Genomic DNA, 16,906 nt, shown 5'->3' with positions numbered 1-16,906 from the left:
CGGTGTATCCTGAAGCATATACGATGACAGGACCGCCATTGGGCCGGGCCTGGCAATGCATCCCGGGTCGGGAGGGGGCGAGATGGCGGAGAGACACGAGAAGGCAGTGACGGTCATCGAGAATGTCTGGATTCCCATGCCGGACGGCTGTTACCTGGCCGCCAAGCTGTGGTTGCCCGAGGGGGCGGAAGAGGCGCCGGTACCTGCGATTCTTGAATACATTCCCTATCGCAAGCGCGACTTCCGCTCCGGCCGGGACAGTCAGGTCCATGGCTTCTTCGCTCGGCACGGGTACGCCTGTGTGCGGGTGGACCTGCGTGGCAGCGGCGACTCCGATGGTGTGCTGTATGACGAATACCTGCCCCAGGAACTCGACGATGGGCTCGAGGTGATCCGCTGGATCGCCACCCAGCCCTGGTGCAACGGCCGGGTGGGCATGATGGGCATCTCCTGGGGCGGCTTCAACGCCCTTCAGGTGGCGGCCCTGCAGCCCTCCGAACTGCAGGCCGTGATCTCGGTCTGCTCCTCCGATGATCGCTATACCGACGACGTGCACTACATGGGCGGCTGCCTGCTCACCGACAACCTGTCCTGGGCCTCGGTGATGTTCTCCTACAATGCCTGCCCGCCGGATCCGGCCATCGTCGGCGATCGCTGGCGCGAGCTGTGGTTCCAGCGTCTCGAAGGCAGCGGGCTCTGGCTCAAGAACTGGCTGGCGCACCAGCGTCGCGATGCCTTCTGGCGTCATGCCTCGGTCTGCGAGGACTTCGCGGCGATCCGCTGCCCGGTGTTCGCGGTCAGCGGCTGGGCCGATGGCTACTGCAATACCGTGTTCCGGCTGATGCAGCACCTGGCGGTCCCGCGCAAGGGCCTGGTGGGGCCTTGGGGGCACAAGTATCCTCATCTGGGCGGGCCGGGCCCGTCCATCGACTTCCTCGGCGAATGCCTGCGCTGGTGGGATCGCTGGCTGAAGGGGATCGACAATGGCGTGGATCAGGAGCCGCTACTTCGGGCCTGGATGCAGGACAGCGTCTCGCCGATCAGCGACGACCGTCCCGGTCGCTGGGTCGCCGAGACGCAGTGGCCGAGTGAGCGCCTGCACACCCTGACGTATGGCCTGTCGTCGGCGGGCCTGGTGAGCGACGACGCGGGGCGGCCCGACACGGCGCCGCTGTCGATCCGCAGCCCGTTGAGCGTGGGGCTGTTCGCCGGCAAGTGGTGCAGCTACTCGGAGAGCACCGACCTGCCCACCGACCAGCGCCTGGAGGATGGCGGCACGCTGTGTTTCGACAGCGCCCCGCTGGCCGAGGCCGTGGAAATCCTCGGCCAGCCCGTCGTCGAGCTCGAGCTCTCGGCCGACCGGCCCCAGGCGATGGTCGCCGTGCGGCTGTCCGATATCGCCTCCGATGGCTCGGTCACGCTGGTGACCTACGGCTTGCTGAACCTGAGCCACCGTGCCGGCCATGCCCACCCCGAGCCGCTGACGCCCGGCGCGCGTTACAAAGTCTCGGTGCGTCTCAACCATGTCGCCCAGGCCTTCCCGGTGGGCAACCGGATCCGGGTGGCGGTGTCGTCCTCGTACTGGCCATTGGCCTGGCCCTCGCCGCTTCCGGTGGCCCTGACGCTCTACCCCGGGGGGTGCCGGATGCGGCTGCCGTCGCGTCCGATGCGGGAGGAGGATGCCGACTTGCCCGACCTCGGCGAGCCGCGCATGGCACCGGGGCCGGCCACCACGCTGCTGGTGCCCGCCCATCGCGAGTGGACGGTGCTATTCAACCTGGCCACCAACGAAGCCACCCTGAGGGTGATCGACAACGATGGCTGCTGGCGCCTCGACGACCCGGACCTGACGCTTGGCTATGATGTCACCGAGAGCTATCGTTACGCCAACGACGACTACGCCACGGTCTGCGGCGAGGTGGTCAACAGCCGCCGCGTCGAGCGAGGCGACTGGCGCGTGGACACGGCCACCCGTACGGTGCTGTCCACCACGGCCACGCACTTCCACCTCAATGCCACCCTGGATGCCTATGAAGGGGGAGAGCGGGTGTTCTCTCGCACATGGAACGAATCCATCCCACGTGACAATATCTGAGGCGTCCAAGGGCCATGCCGGTCCGTCGACTATCCATGCCTGCGATGCGTCCAATCGGAAGCCTGTTTAATCTGTCAGTGTCATTCATCTACGTTACCCGAGGAGCCGGCATGAAAACCGCCCTGCGTCACGCCTTGTTCCCCCTGCTGGGGGCCTGTCTGTTGAGCGGTGCCGTCGTTGCCGATGAGCCCGAGGTGTATGGCTGGGTCGAGAAGACCACCCTTGAGCCTTGGGGGGTGGAACTCAAGGCCAAACTCGATAGCGGGGCACTGACCTCGTCCATGCACGCCGAGCATATCGAGGAGTTCACGCGCGACGGCGAGGAGTGGGTGCGCTTCGAAGTCGAGGTCGAGGACGAGGCCACCGGCGACGTCGTCGCCAGGGAATACGAGCGCAAGGTCTTCCGCCGGCTGATCCTGACCGGGGCCGGCGGCCAGGACCGTCGCCCGGCGGTGCTGATGACGATCTGCATGGGCGGTACTCGCTACCAGGAGCAGTTCAGCCTCGAGGACCGCGACGACATGAACTATCCGGTGCTGCTGGGGCGGCGTGCCATCCAGGAGCTGGGCCTGCTCGACGTCACCCAGACCTTCACCCACTCGCCCGAGTGCGACGAGGACTCGCCGCTCAAGACCCACGACGACAAGGAGTACGACGAGGACATCGGCATCTAGGAGGCTGTCGTGTCCCGGGAGCCACCGATCGGAATCGTGCGGCTGAGGCTTCCCAGCCGCGGGCTTTCGACCCGCACCGTCACTTCGCCCTCTCCCTCGATCAACCAGCGCGCCTGGGCCTGATGGCTGTTGCCTCGGGAGCGCTGGAACCAGGGCATATGGGCGGTGTCGCCCAGGCCACGCCCCCAGCCATCCAGGTGCCCCAGGCGCTGTCGGGCCTGAGCGGGGGCCTTGAGCCGGCAGCCCACGGCACTGGCCTGGGCCTCCACCCCAGTGTTCCAGGGCCGCTCACGGGCGGCCTGCACCCCGTGGCTCGGCAGATAGCCGTGGTTGGCCACCGTGACTTCCAGCTCATGGTAGCCGGCGCCCAGTGGTGAGAGGTGCACGGCCTCGATCACCAGTCGCGGCATCAGGCAGGCGACCTGCAGCCAGTAGGCCGACAGGCTGTCGCAGATCGCCGGCAGGATCTCCGGCGGCGGATTCCACAGGCCGATGCACGGATCCAGGCCGCCGACCTCCACCTCCCCTAGCTGGGGATGCGTCACGGGCTGCCAGTCGCCAAACAGCCGCTGCCGGTTGTGGACGCGATCCCACTGTGCCAGTCGCGCCATCCCCTCGCGGTCGAGGCTGCTGTAGTGGTCGATGAAACGCGCGGGACGTGGCTGGCCGAGACGATGGAAGAGGTCCCAGAGCTCGCACACCTGGGCCACGCAGCCCCGCTGGTGGTAGGCGAACTCGGTCAGGTCGCCGTGCAGCGCGGTCTCGGGCTCGTAGCAGAACTCCTCGTAGCTGCTCACGGTGGGATAGCCGGTCAGTGCCTGGCCCCAGTCGGCGAGCTGCCGGTAGAGGGCAAGATCCTGGCGGTCCATGCGGCTGTCGGGGGCATCGACCAGCGGACGGATGAACACGCCGCCGAAGGTGTGCAGGTTGAGCCAGGCATAGAGGTTGGGATGGGTGAGGGCGAAGTCGATGACGGCACGGGTCTCGGGGGCATCACCGGGGACCTGGCCGGCCCCGACCTGCTCAGGCTCCGGTTGCCAGCCCCAGGGGAAGTTGCGGTTGAAGTCCGGGGTGTCGGCCAGCCAGTCGGGCTCGGGAACCGTCATGCCGTCCCAGTGCTCGATCACGCCTTCGGGGTAGAGCCGCCAGTAGGGAGGCGGGTCCGTCACCCGGCGGGGTAGCATCAGGCCGGGGTGGTCGGGGGACTCGACGAAGTCGCCTGCCGCGTCATGCTGGCGCAGGTAGCGGCAGCGGCCATCGCCGTCCAGGTCCGCGGCGCGCCAGTGGGGTCGCGCCGGCGTGCCGGGCGTGCGGCGGGGGGCGGAACGCACGAAGCCACCCTGCCTGAGCACCCGTTCGGCGCCGTCCGGTGACAGGCGGGGACAGATGTAGAACAGCACCTCGCGCAGGAAACGGCACTGGTGCTCGGGCCAGCCGGCGGGCAGCAGCTCGGGGGCGAGATGCAGGGCCAGGGCGGCCTCCGCCACCGCCAGGGCGACGCTCGAGCCGGCCAGCTCGGTGCCGTGCATGTTGCCGTCCACCCAGACGCCGGGCCGTCGACGCTCCGGTTCCGGCCCGATGGTCAGCACCCAGAGCTCGCGTCCCTCGGGCGTCATGCCGATGCTCTGCAGGTGGGCCAGCTCGGGGAAGGCCTCGGCCCAGGCCTCGAGCTGGCGGGTCAGGGCCTCGTGCGTCAGGTAGTGGTGGCGGAAGGGGCCATCGAGTGCGTCCAGGGCCATGCCGCTGCCTCGGGGTTGCCATGCTCTGTTCCCAGTATGGTGCAACCCACGCCGGGTGCCGCAAGAAGCGCTTCAGGTCTTAAGGCTGCGTAGCGTCTCCACTAACCGCCGGCAGATGGCGTCCAGCTGCTCTCCCTGGGCCTCGTCTTTGAGCCGGCCCTGGTCATCGAAGGCCTCGCCGGCCCGAGCCACGGCAAGCTGGTCGGGCAGCACCGTCACGCCGATGTGGGTGAGCAGTTGACGGGCCAGGACCTGGCTGCGCAGGCCGCCGAGCCCACCGGGGGAAGCGGAGACCACCGCGGCATATTTCCCCTTGAACAGCTCGAGGCCGCTCTTGCCTTCGTGGGGACGGGTCAGCCAGTCGATGGTGTTCTTCAGCAGCGGGGTGATGAAGCTGTTGTATTCCGGCGAGGCGATCAACAGGCCGTCGTGATCGGCCAGGCCGCAGCGCAACACCAAGGCATTCTCGGGCAGCCCCTGGTCGGCCTCCAGGTCGCCATCGTAGAGCGGCATGGGATAGTCGCGCAGGTCGATGAAGGTAGGATGGCCGCCTGACCTTGCGATGCGCTCGGCGGCCAGGCGCGCCAGCCGCTTGTTGTACGAGCCGGCCCGGATACTGCCCGCGAAGACCAGGATACGGGGGTGGGGAAGACGGTCGGTCATGTTCGACTCCTGCTACCAGTACCAACCTGTCAGGATGAGGGTGGGGCGTCCATCACACAATCCCCGCACTGACCGGCACCTGCCGTGGAGGAGCTGGTCGGGCTGGCAGGGGCCGGATGGGACAGCGTAGGCTGAGCCTACACGCATGATGCCGGGAGGGAACGAATGGACCACTTCATGAAGGCCGCCTACGAGGAGGCCCGCCGGGGACTGGAGGAGGGGGGCATCCCCATCGGCTCGGCGCTGGTTCACCGGGGGGTGATCCTCGGCCGGGGGCACAACCGCCGCGTGCAACTGGGCAGCGCCGTGCTGCACGGCGAGATGGATGCCCTCGAGAATGCCGGCCGGCATGAGGCGTCGGTCTACCGCGAGTCCGTGCTCTATACCACCCTCTCGCCCTGCCCGATGTGCAGCGGGGCCATCCTGCTCTATGGCATTCCCAAGGTCGTGATCGGCGAGAACCGGACCTTCCAGGGGGACGAGGCGCTGCTGCGTCAGCGCGGCGTCGAACTGGAGATCCTGCAGGACCCGCAGTGCATCGCGCTGATGGAGGCGTTCATCGCGGCCTCGCCGGAGCTGTGGCACGAGGACATCGGCCAAGTGTAACAGAACAGGAAGGCGGGCGCGTCCTCCAGGCGCGGGGCCTGTACTACGCTTGATGATAGGTGCACGGCGCGCGGTAGCGTGAGAGTGCACGGCTGCCCGGCGTGCCGATAACCCATCCGTCCACGTCAGGAGTGATCCTCATGGCCAAGAAATCTTCCAAGGAGACCCCCCCTGCCACCCGTGACGCTCCACGGGAGCCGGCCTCACGGTCGGTCAGCCCGTTTCGGGAGTTCGAACGCCTGCTCGACGGTCTCTTCGAGCGTGGCTGGCGGCACCCCATGCACTGGGAGCAGCCGTTGCGAGAGCGTTTCGCGGCCCTCGAGGGGCAGGTGCCCAAGATCGATGTCATCGACCGGGATAATGAGGTGGTGCTGCGTGCCGAGATTCCCGGCTTTGAGCGCGAGGACCTCGACGTCTCGGTGACCGATACGGCGGTGACCCTCAAGGGCGAGCAACGCCAGGAAACCCAGGAGGAGGAAGGGGAGTACTACTATTCCGAGATCTCACGCGGCGCCTTCACCCGCACGGTGCCCCTGCCCGGCGAGGTCGATGCCGACAAGGCCACCGCCTCCTTCAAGAACGGTCTGCTCGAGCTGGTCCTGCCCAAGCTCCAGCAGGCCACTCGGCGCAAGGTCGAGGTGAAGTGACCCGACCCAACCACCCCGGTTCTGGCAGGACGGTTCACCCTTGCCGGGATCGGGGTGATGACGAGGTGGTGGATGAGCGCTGACCGGAGCGAGATCACACTGTGGCTGACAGGCGATGTGATGACGGGCCGCGGGATCGACCAGATCCTGCCGCATCCCGGTGCCCCGCATCTCCACGAGGGCTACATGCGCTCGGCCACCGGCTATGTCGCGCTGGCCGAGCGGGTGACCGGCCCCATTCCCTATCCTGTGGACTTTCCCTACGTGTGGGGCGACGCCCTGGCATGGCTCGACCGTCAGGCTCCCGATCTGCGGCTGATCAACCTAGAGACAGCCGTTACCACCAGCAACGATGCCCAGCTCAAGGGCATTAATTACCGCATGCATCCTGCCAATCTGCCCGTGCTTGCCGAGGCCCGGGTGGATGGCGCCGTGCTGGCCAACAATCACGTGCTGGACTGGGGCCGCGAGGGACTGCTCGAGACCCTGACGGTGCTGGAGGCGGCCGGGATACCCCAGGTCGGTGCCGGCCGCGACCGGGCCGAGGCGGCCGTCCCGCAGCGCTTCGCGGTACCGGGCGGCAGCGTGCGTCTGCTCGCCTACGGGCTGCCCTGCAGTGGCGTGCCGCTCGACTGGGCGGCCAGCGAGACGCAGCCAGGAATCAACGTGCTGCCCGAACTATCATCCGAGGCGCTGCGGGCCATCGGGGATGAGGTCGCCAACGGGCGCCAACCGAGAGAAGTGGCGGTGGTCTCGCTGCACTGGGGGAGCAACTGGGGCTATGAGATTCCCGAGGCGCACCGTGCCTTCGCCCACCGGCTCATCGACGAGGCCGGGGTCGATCTGGTATGGGGCCATTCCTCCCACCATGTGCGGGGTATCGAGGTTCACCATGGCAAGCTGATCCTCTATGGCTGTGGCGATCTCATCAACGACTACGAGGGCATCACCGGCCACGAGCAATTCCGCGACGACCTAGCGTTGCTCTACTTTCCCACCCTGAGAACCGTCGACGGGATCCTGGTGCGGTTGACGCTGGTGCCCCTGCAACGCCGACACTTTCGTCTGAACCGGGCCTCGGGTGAGGATGTCGCCTGGCTGTGTCGCCTCCTCGACCGGGAGGGTGGGCCACTCGGCACCGGGGTGCGGCGTGATGCCCGAGGCCACCTATGTCTCGAGTGGCACTGACGCTTGAACGACCTGCCCCCCTGCCCCGAGTGCGCCTCCGACTTCACCGATGACGATGGCCTGCAGTACGTCTACCCGGCGTGCGGCCACGAAGGTCGAGGCTGGCGGCGAGCCAACCGAGGCGGCAGTGGATCGATGCAGCGGAAGTCGGCATTCGACAAGAAAGTATGAAACTCAAGTAGTGCACTGGGAGGGACCACCCATGGCCAAGCCTCCATCCAGCGACCCGGCGGCTGACGTTGACGATGTCCCACTTCGGGACAAGGTCGCGTTTCTCGCGTCGGCAGCGGCCTACCCCGGATTCGACGGGAAGGTGGATGTCAGGGAGACTCACATGGCCTGGGTCTTTCTGGCGGGAGAACGGGTCTACAAGCTCAAGAAGCCCGTCGAGTACAGCTACCGCGACTGTCACTTCCTCGAGGACCGGGAGTTCCTCTGCCGCGAGGAAGTGCGGCTCAACCGCCGCCTGGCCGAGGACGTCTATCTCGGGGTCGAGACACTGGGCCTCGACGCGGAGGGCCGCCTGGCGCTGGGGGGCAAGTCGGTGGTCGACTGGCTGGTGGTGATGAAGCGACTTCCCGAGCACCAACTGCTGGATGTGGCCCTGGCCGAGGGCACCGTCACCCGCGAGCGCATCGCTCGGGTCGGCGACCGGCTCGCCGCCTTCTACCGCGACCGCGAGCCGGTGGCGATGCCGGTGGAAACATACCTGGCACACTTCGCTCGCGAACACGATAGGAATCGGGAGGTTCTCGACGATTCACGATTCTCGCTGTCGGCGGAGAGAGTGCAGGCCGTCCTGGGCCGGCTCGATCGACTGCTGGCGGAGGAACCCAACCTGCTCGGTGATCGCGTGCATCGGGGGCGGATCGTCGAGGGCCATGGCGACCTGCGGCCGGAGCATATCTGCCTGACCGACCCCCCCGTGGTCATCGACTGCCTCGAATTCAGCCGGCCCCTGCGCCTGGTAGATCCGTTCGATGAACTGAGCTTTCTTGGGCTCGAGTGCGACCGACTCGGGGCCGCCTGGATCGGCGAGCAACTCATCAGGCAGTGTGCCCGCGCCCTGGGGGATCGACCCGGCAGGCGATTGCTGGCCTTCTATACGGCGTACCGCGCCTGCCTGCGGGCGCGGTTGACGCTCGCCCACCTGCTTGAGCCGAACCCACGTAACCCGGACAAGTGGGAGCCACGAGCCAGGCAGTATCTGGCCCTTGCGCAGCAGGCCTGCCGTGAGTTGGACGCCGCTCCGGCTCGGTGAGTCGAACGAGACGGGGGGCTGGCGAACAACAATCAGGACGCGCGTCGATGGTGCCTCGGGCCGTCATGCCGGGCCTTCGAGGAGCTCGGTCAGCGAGCCGTTTTCATGGAGGCGGCGGATGGCTTCGGCGAACAGCGGGGCGGCGCTGACTACCTCCAGATGCTCGCGGGCGATGCGCGCGTCGAGTCGTGTCGGCGGCACGGTATCGGTGACCACGATCTTTTCCAGCCGTGGATCGCTGATCACGCGGTCGGCATCGCCGACGAACAGGCCGTGGGCGGCCAGGCCGAAAACCCGTTGCGCCCCCCGGTCCAGGCATGCCTCGGCGGCGCGCAGCAGGGTGCCGCCGGAGCTGATCAGGTCGTCGACCACCAGCACGGTGGCACCATCGACCTCGCCGGCCAGCAGAGTGCCACTGACCTTGCCCTCGCTGCGGCGCTTTTCCATGTAGGCCGATCCGACCTCGCGGTCGAGCACGGCCCCGAGCATCTCCTGGAAGCCCTGAGCGCGCTTCACGCCGCCCGGGTCGGGAGAGGCCACCACCACGGGCCCGTCGGCGCAGCGCTCACGCATGTGGTCGGTGAACAGGCGGCGGGTATCGAGGGTGACATTGCGGCAGCGAAAGGCGTTCTGGAAGGCCACCGGGTTGTGGACGTCCAGAGTGATCACCGCATCGATCCCCATCGCCTCGAGCAGCATGGCCATGTAGCGCGAGGTGACCGGGTCGCGTGACTTGGTGCGACGATCCTTGCGGGCGTAGGCGAAGTAGGGGATCACGGCGGTCACGCGTGCCGCGCCGGCCTCGCGGACGGCCCCCAGGAAGAACAGCAGCCGACACAGCCGTTCGTTGACGCTCTGGTTGCCAACGCCGTCGAGGCACTGCAGCACGTAGACGTCCTCACCGCGCACGCTCTCCAGCGGACGTGCCTTGTGCTCACCGTCCTCGAACTCGCGCTCCTCGTGGTTGGCCAGCGAGATACCCAGCGCCTTGGCCACGCTCTCGCCGAAGGATCGGCTGGCATTAAGAGTGAAAAGCTTCATAACTTTCACCATAGACGGTCTGGCGGGTGTCTGCCGAGCACCATCACGGCCGTTGATCAGCGACCGGTCGGCGTCAGACAGTTAGGCAGGCTCTCCCGCAGCGAACGGGGAGCGATCCCCAGGTCATCGAAGGTACCGACCCCGTCACCGACCACGTTGTCGCGGCTCATCAGAATGACCTGATCGCGGGTGAGCGGCGGGTTAGGCAGCCGCCCGGTGAAGGCGGCCAGCACCCGCCAGGCGGGGAAGGGCACTGGCAGCAGCGGTCGCTCGCGTCCCAGGTGGGCAAGCACCAGCTCGAGGATCTGGCGATAGGTCATCGCCTCGCTGCCGCCGAACTCAAACAGCCGTCGCGGGGTCCCCGGCTCGCCGGTCAGGCGAGCGAGGGCGCGCGCCAGGTCCACCACATGCACCGGCTGCAGGCGTGTCTCGCCCCGGCCGAACAGCGGGATCACCGGCAGCCGTGTCAGGCCCGCCAGGCTCCCGAGGAAGGCATCCTGCGGACCGAACAGCACGCTGGGACGGACGATGATGGCGCGGGGCATGGTCTCGAGGACCGCCGCCTCGCCATGGGCGCGGGCGCGCACATAGGCCGAGGGGGAGGTGTGATCGGCGCCGATGCCCGAGACATGGATCAGCCGTTCGATGCCGGCCTCCCGGGCCAGCCGTGCCAGACGACCGGCGCCTTCTACGTGGATGGTCTCGAAACTCAGTCGGCGGGTCTGGACGTAGAGGCTCACCGCATTGACCACCGCCGCGGCGCCGTCGAGCGCCGCGGCCACCGCGTCGTCGCGGCGGATATCGGCGGCCACCAGCTCCAGCGGATCCGCGGCCTCGGCCCAGGCCGGCCGCGCCGGGCGTCGGGCGACCAGCCGCACCGGGCGGCCGGCTTCCACCAGCTCGCGCACCAGGGTGGCGCCGAGGAACCCCGTGCCGCCGAAGACGGTGACCGGTCGATCGGGCATGACGCTGATCCTGTCGAGTTGCATAAGGGTAACGACGATTGTGCCTGACTGGCTTCAGGCCGCAAACGTCGTCATCCGACGCCGTTTCGTGTCTACCCTGAGAAGAGGAGCCTGGATCCCGCGGTGGCGCCAGGCGCGAGCCTCGGAGCGATGATCATGGCCATGATTCCTGTGCACCCTACGCCCCAGGCGACCTCGGACCTCGCCGACGCCATCCTCGAGACCGCCCTGGTCATCGCCGAGACGCAGGGCTGGGAGGCAGTGAGGCTGACGGAAGTAGCGGCTCGGCTCGACGTGCCCGCCTCGCGCATCCTCGCTCACTATCGCGACCTCGATGCCGTGGCCGATGCCTGGTTCCGTCGGGGGCTGGCGGCCATGCTCGCCGACCCGCCCGGCGGCTTCGCCGACTGGCCGGCGCGCGACCGCCTCGAGCACTGCCTGCTGGCCTGGTTCGATGCCCTGGCGCCGCACCGCGAGATCACCGCGCAGATGCTGAGGACCAAGGCGCATCCACCGCACCCGCATACCTGGGTCCCGATGATCTTCGAGCTGTCGCGGCTTATTCAGTGGTGGCGCCAGGCGGCCTGCCTCGAGGCCCCCTATGGCAGTCGTCGCGCCCAGCGGGAAGAACTCGCACTCAGCGCCCTCTTCCTCGCCACCCTGCGATGCTGGTCAGGCGATACCACGTCGGGGCAGCAGGACACGCGGTGTTTCCTGCATCGGCGCCTGAAGCGGCTTGCCCGATGGCTGGATTGGGATGAGTGAGCGTCGCCGTCCTGAAGGAGTAGAAGAGCTTCGCCGGGGGAAATGATGCGGTGCCTCAGACGCCATGGCGAGTTCTATACGGAAGCAGGCTCGAGACCAAAGTCTAAAGGCAGTAAGTCCGATTTTGCTAGACCCTATGTCCGACATAGATGACATAGGGTCCGACAAGGGCCGCCACGCTTCGGAAAGACGACCATGTCCCGATCCACCGACACCGACCGCCGCACGGCGCGTCCCGATATCGCCGACGTCCTCGCCGAGGCCATCTTCAGCGGGGAGTATTCGCCGGGGGATTTCGTGCCCAAAGAACTGGATCTCTGCGAGCGCTTCGGCGTCAGCCGCAGCACGGTGCGCAGTGCGTTGCAGGTCCTGGTGGCGGCGGGGCTGTTGACCCGCATCTCCGGCCAGGGCTCCCGAGTCCGCCCCCTGCAGGAATGGCACCTACTCGATCCGCGGGTGAGTGCCTGGATGGCGCGCTTTGCCCATCCCAATCCGGTCATCCAGCGTGAGATCTTCACCTTCCGGGTCGCCGTGGAACCCTTCGTCGCCCGGCTGGCCGCCGAGCATGCCACCGCCGCCGACCTGCTGGCGATCGAGACCGCCTACGAGGGCATGATTCGCGCCATCGAGCATGACGACCTATGTTGGTGCGGGCGGTCTCACGACGAGTACGACGTGGCTTTCCACGAGGCTATCTTCGCCGCGTCGCACAACTTGGTCTGGGCGCAGATCAGCCATGTGCTCAAGCCGGCGATCGCCTTGCTGGTCGAACGTTCCAACCACAGTGCCGATGAACTTCATGACAGCATGGAGCGGCATCGCCGCGTGATGGAGGCGATCCGCCTGCGCCAGCCCGAACAGGCCGCCCAGGCGGCCCTGGCGGTGCTTGACCGCACCGGGCGGGATCTCGGCCTCGAGGGCCTGACCCGCCGACTCCCCATCATCGAATCTCCTACAACAAGCGATTAAAGGATTTCACATGTCTGCACCTACTCCGCTCAAGACCCTCACCGTTGCCGTCCTCGGCGCCCTGGCCTTCAACGCCCAGGCGGCCGAATACGAATGGACCTTCCAGACCTCGGAAACGTCCGGTGAGCCGCAATTCGAGATGAAGAAGGCCTGGGCCGACAATGTCGAGACGATGTCCGGTGGACGCATCGCCATCGAGATCCTGCCCGTGGGGGCGGTGGTCCAGGCCAACCAGACGCTGCAGGCCGTCCGGTCCGGCATCCTGCAGGGCCACCTGACCGATCCCAGCTATTTCACCGGCCAGAACCCGGCGTTCGGCATGATCGGCAATCTGGTCGGTGCCTGGAGCGACCCCTATGACTTCCTCGACTACATGAACAATGCCGGCGGTGAGGAGCTCTACAACACGCTCGTCGAACCCTATGGGCTGCACCTGGTCGGTGCCGCGGCGACCGGCCTGGAATCGCTGCCGTCCACCAAGCCGATCCGCAGCGTCGAGGACATGCAGGGACTCAAGCTGCGTGCCCCGGAAGGCATGGTCTACAACGTCTTCGAAAAGGCCGGTGCCACCCCGGTCAACCTGCCGGGCTCCGAGGTCTATACCGGCCTCGAGAAGGGGGTGATCGATGCCGCGGACTATACCGTGTTCGCCACCAATCAGGCCCAGGGGCTGCACGAGTTTGCCCCTTATCCGCTGTACCCGGGCTTCCACTCGCTGCCGATGGTGGCCGTATCGCTCAACAAGGAAATCTGGGACAGCCTGCCCGATGACCTCAAGGCGATCCTGGAAACCTCCGTCGATGCCCTGGCCTACGAGATGGTGGCCGAACTCAAGACCCGCGACATGGAAGCGGTGCGGGAAGCCCGGCAGAACCCGGATATCGAGATCATCGACCTGCCTGCCGAGGAGCGTGCCAAGTTCCGCAGTATCGCCAAGGAAGAGTGGGCGGCCTGGGCCGAGAAGAACGAGATCACCCAGGAATTCTACGAGTCGGTGGTCCAGTACCTGGAAAACCACAACCTGCTGCAGGCCGAGGAGGCGTCCTCCGCCGGTGATGAGGCGTCTGCCGAACAGTCCTGAGTTGCTGATTTCGCAGCGACTGGCGAGGCCGGATAAGGCCTCGCCGTTCGTCCTGGCGAGCCTTGACGTCTTCATCGTATAGAGGAAATCCCATGTCTCCCCAATCCCGTAACGACGACCATGTCGCGCCGGGCGAGGATGAGCTCGTCCCGGCGACTGCCGGCGAGCCCGAACCCGAGCCGGACCCCGTGCGCAGCGCCTTCGACCGCGGCGTGGTGTGGTGCGCCCGCGGCGCCGCCTGGCTGGTGTTCATCGCCATGGTGATCAGCGTCTATGAGGTCATCATGCGCTACGGTTTCGGCTCTCCGACCTCCTGGGTCCATGAGAGCGTGGTGATGCTGGTCGCGGTCAGCTTCGCCCTGGGCGGCCCGGCGGCCCTGGCCAGCAACCGCCATATCCGCGTGCGCGTGCTCTACGACAGCGTTGGCCCGCGTTTCCGGCTGTGGCTCGACCGCTTCAACGACCTGGTCACCTTCGCCTTCTGCCTGGCGATGAGCTACGCCGCCTACACCATGTTCTGGGAGGCCTCCCACAACCCGCTCGGCGAGTGGCAGTTGGAGCGTTCCGGCACCGCCTGGAACCCGCCGTTCCCGGCCCTGGTGAAGGGCGTGATCATGGTCGCGCTGATCATCATGTGCGTACAGGCCTTCATCCATATGATCCAGTCGCTGCGCGCCAGGCCCACCACCGACGACGAAGGAAACGCGTCATGACGATCGCCGATGGAACGATTCTGCTGGTCGGGGCGATCTTCGCCCTGCTGGTCACCGGCCTGCCGCTGGCCTTCATCACCGGCCTGGTGGCGCTGGCCTTCACCTTCGGCTGGTTCGGTCCCAATGCCCTGCCGCTGGTCACCAGTCGGGTCTATGGCTTCGTCACCGAGTACTCGCTGGTGGCGGTGCCGATGTTCGTGCTGATGGCCTCGCTGCTCGACCGCTCGGGGATCGCCAAGGACCTGTTCAACGCCATGCGCGTGTTCGCCGGCCGGCTCCCCGGCGGGGTGGCGGTGCAGACCATCGTGGTGGCCTTCTTCCTGGCTGCGCTGTCGGGGATCATCGGCGGCGAGATCGTGCTGCTGGGGATCCTGGCCCTGCCGCAGATGCTGCGCCTGGGCTACGACAAGCACTTGTCGATCGGCGTGGTGTGTGCCGGCGGGGCGCTCGGCACCATGATGCCGCCGTCCATCGTGCTGATCATCTACGGGCTGATCGCCTCGGAGTCGATCGCCGACCTGTTCACCGCAGCGATCACCCCGGCGGTGATCCTGATGCTCTCCTACATCGGTTACGTGCTGGTGCGCTGCATGAAAAACCCCGCGATGGGCCCGCCGATGACCGAGGCCGACCGCAACGAGGGCTTCGCCACCCGTGGCCAGGCGCTCAAGGCGATCATCGTGCCGGGGCTGATCGCGATGCTGGTGCTGGGCACCATCTACGGCGGGGTGGCCTCGGTCACCGAGGCCGCGGCCATGGGCGTGTTCGGCGTGCTGCTGGCAGTGGTCGCGCGTGGCGAGTTCTCGCTGAAGACCCTGCACGGCAGCCTGGGCCAGACGCTGGTCACCTGCGGCATGATCATCTGGATCGGCATCGGTGCCGCGGCGCTGGTGGGGGTCTACAACCTGATGGGCGGCAACCGCTTCATCTCGGGCATGATCCTGGGGCTCGACGTGGCGCCGATCGTGGTCATCCTGGTGATGATGGGGATCCTGATCGTCCTGGGCATGTTCCTCGACTGGATCGGGGTGGCGATGCTGACGCTGCCGATCTTCGTGCCGATCGTCGAACAGCTGGGCTACAGCCCGATCTGGTTCGGCATCCTGTTCGCGGTGAACATGCAGGTCTCCTTCCTGTCGCCGCCGTTCGGTCCCGCGGCCTTCTACCTCAAGGGCGTGGCGCCACCGGGGATCAGCCTCAAGGATATCTTCGTCTCGCTGCTGCCGTTTATCGCCCTGCAGCTGTGCGTGCTGTTCGCGCTGCTGTTCTGGCCCAACCTGGCCATGTGGCTGGTGTGATCTCGCGCCGGCTACGGCCGGCGGCGCTTCCCCGATTTCCGAGAGGTAAACCGTGAAGATTACGCGACTGAAGACCTGGCAGGTGCCGCCACGCTGGTTGTTCCTCAAGATCGAGACCGATGCCGGCGTCTATGGCTGGGGCGAACCGGTCATCGAGGGGCGGGCGGCCACCGTCGAGGCGGCGGTCCATGAGCTCGCCGACTACCTGGTCGGTCAGGACCCGCACCGTATCGAGCACCTGTGGAACACGCTCTACCGCGGCGGCTTCTACCGCGGCGGTCCCATCCTGATGTCAGCGATCGCCGGCATCGACCAGGCGCTGTGGGACCTCAAGGGGCGCGACCTGGGGGTGCCCGTGCACCAACTGCTGGGTGGTCGGATCCGCGACCGGATGCGCATGTACGCCTGGACCGGCGGCGACCGCCCGAGCGATGTGGCGGCCGGGGCCAAGGCCTTGGTGGAACAGGGATTCACCGCCTTCAAGATGAACGGCACCCCGGAGTTGGCGATCGTCGACTCCCACCGCAAGGTCGATGACGCCGTGGCCAGGGTGGCCGAAGCCCGCGATGCCGTAGGGCCCGACGTGGGCATCGGCATCGACTTCCACGGCCGGGTGCATCGGCCCATGGCCAAGGCGCTGCTGCGCGAGCTGGAGCCCTTCCACCCGATGTTCGTCGAGGAGCCGGTGACCCCCGAGCACCTGCCCTGCCTCAAGCAGATCGCCGGCGGCCTGGGCTATCCGCTGGCCACCGGCGAGCGGCTGCACACCCGGTTCGCGTTCCGCGATCTGCTCGCCGACGGCATGATCGACATCGTCCAGCCCGATCTCTCCCACTGCGGCGGCATCAGCGAGGGCCTGAAGATCGCTGCGCTGGCCTCGGCCTATGACGTGGCCCTGGCGCCGCACTGCCCGCTGGGGCCGCTGACCCTGGCGGCGTCCCTGCAGGTCGATGCGGTGAGCCACAACGCCTTCATTCAGGAACAGAGCATGGGTATCCACTACAACCGCGACAACGATGTCCTCGACTACTTGGTGGACAAGTCGGCATTGGTCATCGAGGACGGCTTCTGCGCCATCCCCGAGGGACCGGGACTGGGGGTCGAGATCGACGAGGCCTTCGTCGAGGAACGCGCCCGGGTGGGGCATCGCTGGCGCAACCCGGTGTGGACCCATGAGGACGGTGCGGTGGCAGAGTGGTGA

At 67.1% G+C, this 16,906-nt stretch carries 16 protein-coding genes; 12 read left to right on the top strand and 4 right to left on the bottom strand.

What is annotated here, in order from left to right:
* The first annotated feature begins 82 nt into the window (after window positions 1–82).
* Both FHR94_RS05455 and rloA3 read left to right on the top strand, forming a co-directional pair.
* A complete protein-coding gene (locus tag FHR94_RS05455) occupies window positions 83–2,095 on the top strand; it encodes a CocE/NonD family hydrolase (protein WP_183324616.1) in 2,013 nt (670 codons plus the stop codon).
* 110 nt (window positions 2,096–2,205) lie between these two features.
* A complete protein-coding gene (gene rloA3, locus FHR94_RS05450) occupies window positions 2,206–2,769 on the top strand; it encodes a retropepsin-like aspartic peptidase RloA3 (protein WP_183324615.1) in 564 nt (187 codons plus the stop codon).
* On the opposite strand, the gene FHR94_RS05445 is transcribed toward rloA3, so the two are convergent.
* Both FHR94_RS05445 and FHR94_RS05440 read right to left on the bottom strand, forming a co-directional pair.
* Entirely contained in the window at window positions 2,766–4,508 is a 1,743-nt protein-coding gene (locus tag FHR94_RS05445; protein ID WP_183324614.1) for a M14 family metallopeptidase, read from the bottom strand. The genes rloA3 and FHR94_RS05445 overlap by 4 nt on opposite strands.
* 72 nt (window positions 4,509–4,580) lie before the next feature.
* Window positions 4,581–5,171 (bottom strand): NADPH-dependent FMN reductase, encoded by a 591-nt coding sequence (locus FHR94_RS05440; RefSeq protein ID WP_183324613.1) that lies wholly within the window; start codon window positions 5,169–5,171, stop codon window positions 4,581–4,583.
* A gap of 165 nt (window positions 5,172–5,336) precedes the next feature.
* On the opposite strand from FHR94_RS05440, the gene FHR94_RS05435 reads away from it, so the two are divergent.
* The 4 genes from FHR94_RS05435 (at window position 5,337) to FHR94_RS05420 (ending at window position 8,873) form a co-directional block, all read left to right on the top strand.
* Entirely contained in the window at window positions 5,337–5,777 is a 441-nt protein-coding gene (locus FHR94_RS05435; protein ID WP_183324612.1) for a nucleoside deaminase, read from the top strand.
* A gap of 140 nt (window positions 5,778–5,917) precedes the next feature.
* Window positions 5,918–6,424: an Hsp20/alpha crystallin family protein gene (locus FHR94_RS05430; protein ID WP_183324611.1), complete on the top strand. Its 507-nt coding sequence runs from the start codon at window positions 5,918–5,920 to the stop codon at window positions 6,422–6,424.
* Between the two features lie 72 nt (window positions 6,425–6,496).
* On the top strand, window positions 6,497–7,612 hold the full coding sequence (locus tag FHR94_RS05425; RefSeq protein ID WP_183324610.1) for a CapA family protein: 1,116 nt from the start codon (window positions 6,497–6,499) through the stop codon (window positions 7,610–7,612).
* A 334-nt stretch (window positions 7,613–7,946) separates the two neighbouring features.
* On the top strand, window positions 7,947–8,873 hold the full coding sequence (locus FHR94_RS05420) for a hypothetical protein (RefSeq protein ID WP_221188371.1): 927 nt from the start codon (window positions 7,947–7,949) through the stop codon (window positions 8,871–8,873).
* A 63-nt stretch (window positions 8,874–8,936) separates the two neighbouring features.
* Here the strand turns inward: FHR94_RS05420 and FHR94_RS05415 are convergent, their stop codons facing one another.
* Both FHR94_RS05415 and FHR94_RS05410 read right to left on the bottom strand, forming a co-directional pair.
* Window positions 8,937–9,914, bottom strand: coding sequence for a ribose-phosphate diphosphokinase (locus tag FHR94_RS05415; protein WP_183324609.1), 978 nt, complete (start codon window positions 9,912–9,914; stop codon window positions 8,937–8,939).
* A gap of 56 nt (window positions 9,915–9,970) precedes the next feature.
* Window positions 9,971–10,879, bottom strand: coding sequence for a complex I NDUFA9 subunit family protein (locus FHR94_RS05410; protein WP_183324608.1), 909 nt, complete (start codon window positions 10,877–10,879; stop codon window positions 9,971–9,973).
* Window positions 10,880–11,035: 156 nt separating this feature from the next.
* Here FHR94_RS05410 and FHR94_RS05405 point away from each other — a divergent pair, with 156 nt between their 5' ends.
* The 6 genes from FHR94_RS05405 (at window position 11,036) to dgoD (ending at window position 16,906) form a co-directional block, all read left to right on the top strand.
* The gene (locus FHR94_RS05405; protein WP_183324607.1) at window positions 11,036–11,644 is read left to right on the top strand and encodes a ubiquinone biosynthesis protein COQ9; all 609 of its coding nucleotides are present in this window, start codon (window positions 11,036–11,038) and stop codon (window positions 11,642–11,644) included.
* Between the two features lie 195 nt (window positions 11,645–11,839).
* Window positions 11,840–12,613, top strand: coding sequence for a FadR/GntR family transcriptional regulator (locus tag FHR94_RS05400; RefSeq protein ID WP_183324606.1), 774 nt, complete (start codon window positions 11,840–11,842; stop codon window positions 12,611–12,613).
* Window positions 12,614–12,623: 10 nt separating this feature from the next.
* Entirely contained in the window at window positions 12,624–13,694 is a 1,071-nt protein-coding gene (locus FHR94_RS05395) for a TRAP transporter substrate-binding protein (RefSeq protein ID WP_183324605.1), read from the top strand.
* A 92-nt stretch (window positions 13,695–13,786) separates the two neighbouring features.
* Complete coding sequence (locus tag FHR94_RS05390) at window positions 13,787–14,407, top strand: TRAP transporter small permease subunit (protein WP_183324604.1); 621 nt, start codon at window positions 13,787–13,789, stop codon at window positions 14,405–14,407.
* A complete protein-coding gene (locus tag FHR94_RS05385; protein ID WP_183324603.1) occupies window positions 14,404–15,705 on the top strand; it encodes a TRAP transporter large permease in 1,302 nt (433 codons plus the stop codon). The genes FHR94_RS05390 and FHR94_RS05385 overlap by 4 nt, the downstream gene beginning before the upstream one ends.
* A gap of 52 nt (window positions 15,706–15,757) precedes the next feature.
* Window positions 15,758–16,906: a galactonate dehydratase gene (gene dgoD, locus FHR94_RS05380; RefSeq protein ID WP_183324602.1), complete on the top strand. Its 1,149-nt coding sequence runs from the start codon at window positions 15,758–15,760 to the stop codon at window positions 16,904–16,906.

Source organism: Halomonas cerina, assembly GCF_014192215.1.
Lineage (GTDB): Bacteria > Pseudomonadota > Gammaproteobacteria > Pseudomonadales > Halomonadaceae > Halomonas > Halomonas cerina.
The sequence above is the reverse complement of the archived record's forward strand: the minus strand, read 5'-3'. Positions and strand labels throughout refer to the sequence as shown.